The sequence below is a fragment of the Nonlabens dokdonensis genome, assembly GCF_002162835.1.
GTDB classification, from domain to species: Bacteria; Bacteroidota; Bacteroidia; order Flavobacteriales; family Flavobacteriaceae; genus Nonlabens; species Nonlabens dokdonensis_B.
On record NZ_MAAX01000131.1, the window covers coordinates 1 to 3,181 of the forward strand.

1 protein-coding gene is annotated in these 3,181 nt (G+C 39.1%); it reads left to right on the forward strand.

All coding sequences use genetic code 11. From position 1 onward, the window contains the following. On the forward strand, window positions 1–3,181 hold a 3,181-nt coding region (gene dnaE / locus A9Q93_RS08995), incomplete at both ends, for a DNA polymerase III subunit alpha (protein WP_303687065.1).

A 3,181-nucleotide genomic window follows, 5' to 3' on the forward strand; every position in this document is an offset into this window, starting at 1 on the left:
CAAATTGCATGGCAATTGCATGATGCTATGGGAAATCTTATCGAGGCACAAGATTATTTAATCCAGCCAGACGGTTTTGACATTCCTTATGATGCAGAGCGCATACATGGTATTTCTACAGCATTGGCTCAAAAAGATGGGATCCCTCTAGAAGAAATGCTGGCTAAATTCAACATTGCGTTGAGTAAAACAAAATTTGTAGTAGGTCAAAACTTAAAATTTGACCTCAACGTTACAGGAGCCGAGTTTGAACGCACTCAAATAGGTAATGATCTTCAAGAGCTACCTGTTCTAGACACTTGTACAGAGCACACAGCAAATCTTTGTAAAATCCCTGGTGGTCGCTATGGAAAGTTCAAACTTCCTACACTTACAGAGTTGCATGAGTTTTTATTTCAGCAACCTTTTGGCGAGGCGCATAATGCCACTGCAGATGTTGAAGCAACGACTAGATGTTTCCTAGAACTTATTAGAAAGGAGCAATACTCACTGGCTCAATTAGGAGTAGAAGATGGTTATTTTTCTCGCTTTCGCGAAAGCAACCCTACCACTATCCAACCGGTAGGAATACCGCATGTCAATCTTAAAAAAGCATCTGAAAAACTTAAAACCGAAGCAGCTCCTGAGATTACCAAAGAAGAAATAAAAGAGAATCTCAATGAGTTAAATGAAGTAAAATTTGCTCATTTACATTCACACAGTCAGTTTTCTATTCTTCAATCTACTGCTAGTGTAAAAGATCTAGTAGATGCGGCAGCAGCAAACGACATGCCTGCAGTTGCGATGACAGATCATGCAAATATGATGGGAGCTTTTCATTTTGTAAAAGCTGTAAAATCATATAATGCTAGTCTCGTAGATGCTGAAGATGGATCACAACGTAGCCCTATAAAACCTATCATAGGCTGTGAATTTCAGGTTTGTGAAGATATGCACGACCGCACTCATAAAGATAATGGTTATCAAATCGTCATATTAGCCAAAAATAAAAATGGTTATCACAATCTAGCCAAGATGGCCAGTAAAGCCTATACAGACGGTTTTTACTACATGCCACGTATTGATAAAAAGCTGGTAGAAGAATACAAAGAAGATCTTATTGTACTCACTGGTAACATGTATGGTGAAGTACCTTCTAAGATTCTAAATCTAGGAGAAAAACAAGCCGAAGAAGCTTTATTGTGGTGGAAAGAACATTTTGGTGAAGACTTGTACATCGAGATCATGCGCCATGGCCAAGAGGATGAAAACAGAGCCAATGAAGTATTGCTGCAATTTGCTCGAAAACATGAGGTGAAAATTGTTGCTACTAACAACACCTATTATATCCATAAAGATGACGCAAACGCGCATGACATTTTGCTTTGTGTAAAGGATAATGAAAAGCAGGCTACACCTATAGGTCGCGGGCGTGGTTATCGATACGGTTTACCTAATCAAGAGTATTATTATAAGAGCGACCTGGAAATGAAAGAGCTTTTTAAAGATCTTCCAGAAGCTATTTTTAATGTGCAAGAAGTAGTTGATAAAATAGAAGCTTATGAACTGGCACGAGATGTACTCTTACCTGCCTTTGATATACCAGCCGAATTTGTAGATGCAAATGACGCGATAGAAAAAACTAAAAATGGAGAAAATAACTATTTAAGACACCTTACCTATGAAGGTGCCAAAATACGTTACGGAGAAATCACTCCAGAAATCGAAGAACGATTAGAATTTGAATTGGACACGATTGCTAGAACTGGTTATCCTGGATATTTCTTAATTACTTGGGACTTTATAAAAGCGGCACGAGAAATGGATGTTGCCGTAGGTCCTGGACGTGGAAGTGCTGCTGGAAGTGTAGTCGCCTATTGTTTATGGATTACAAATGTAGACCCTATTCATTACGACTTACTTTTTGAGCGTTTCCTAAATCCAGATCGTGTATCCATGCCCGATATTGATATTGATTTTGATGATGAAAATCGTCATAAGGTTATGGATTATGTAATTGAAAAATATGGAGCTTCTCAAGTGGCACAAATTATCACTTATGGAACAATGGCAGCAAAGTCTTCTATTAGAGATACTGCTCGAGCATTAGACTTGCCACTTCAAGATGCAGATCGCGTAGCTAAGTTGATTCCTGACTTTGCTAAACTCAAAAAGATTTTTGCTCTAGAAGACAACGAAATAGGCAGCAAATTTAGAGGCGATGATGCAGATATGGTGCGAGAACTGCGAGGACTCGCCGAAGGAAATGACCTTACTGCTGAAACATTAAAGCAAGCACGTATTCTAGAAGGATCTGTGAGAAACACTGGTGTTCATGCTTGTGGAGTAATTATCACGCCAGATGACTTGACAAACTTTGTTCCTGTTGCAACAGCAAAGAATTCTGACCTTTATGTAACTCAATTTGATAACGAAGTTGTAGAAAGCGCAGGTCTATTAAAAATGGACTTCTTAGGGTTAAAAACCTTAAGTCAAATAAAAGATACGGTCGCCATCATTAAAGAACGCCATGGAATAGAGCTTGACATAGAATCCATTCCGTTAGACGATGAGAAAACCTATGAGCTTTTCCAGCGTGGAGAAACTACTGCTATCTTCCAGTATGAAAGTGTTGGGATGCAAAAATACATGAGAGAGCTCAAACCTACTCAGTTTGCTGATCTTATCGCCATGAACGCTTTGTACCGTCCAGGACCTCTTGAATATATTCCAGAATTTATTGATCGTAAACATGGCCGTAAAGAGATCGTTTATGATCTAGACGCCATGGAGGAATACCTTAAGGAGACTTATGGTATTACGGTATATCAAGAGCAAGTGATGTTGCTTTCTCAAAAACTGGCTAACTTCTCTAAAGGTGATGCAGACGTTTTGAGGAAAGCCATGGGTAAAAAGCAAATGGCAACGCTGCAAAAGATGAAACCTAAATTTCTAGATGCTGGAGAAGGTAACGGTCATGATCGCACTATTCTTGAAAAGGTATGGAAGGACTGGGAAGCATTTGCCTCTTATGCCTTTAATAAATCTCACTCTACATGTTATGCGTGGATTGCTTATCAAACGGCTTATCTAAAAGCAAACTATGGTGCCGAATTTATGGCAGCTACGCTTTCTAATAACATGAACCAGATCAAAGATGTTACTAAATTCATGGACGAGTGCCGTCGCATGGGTCTTGAGG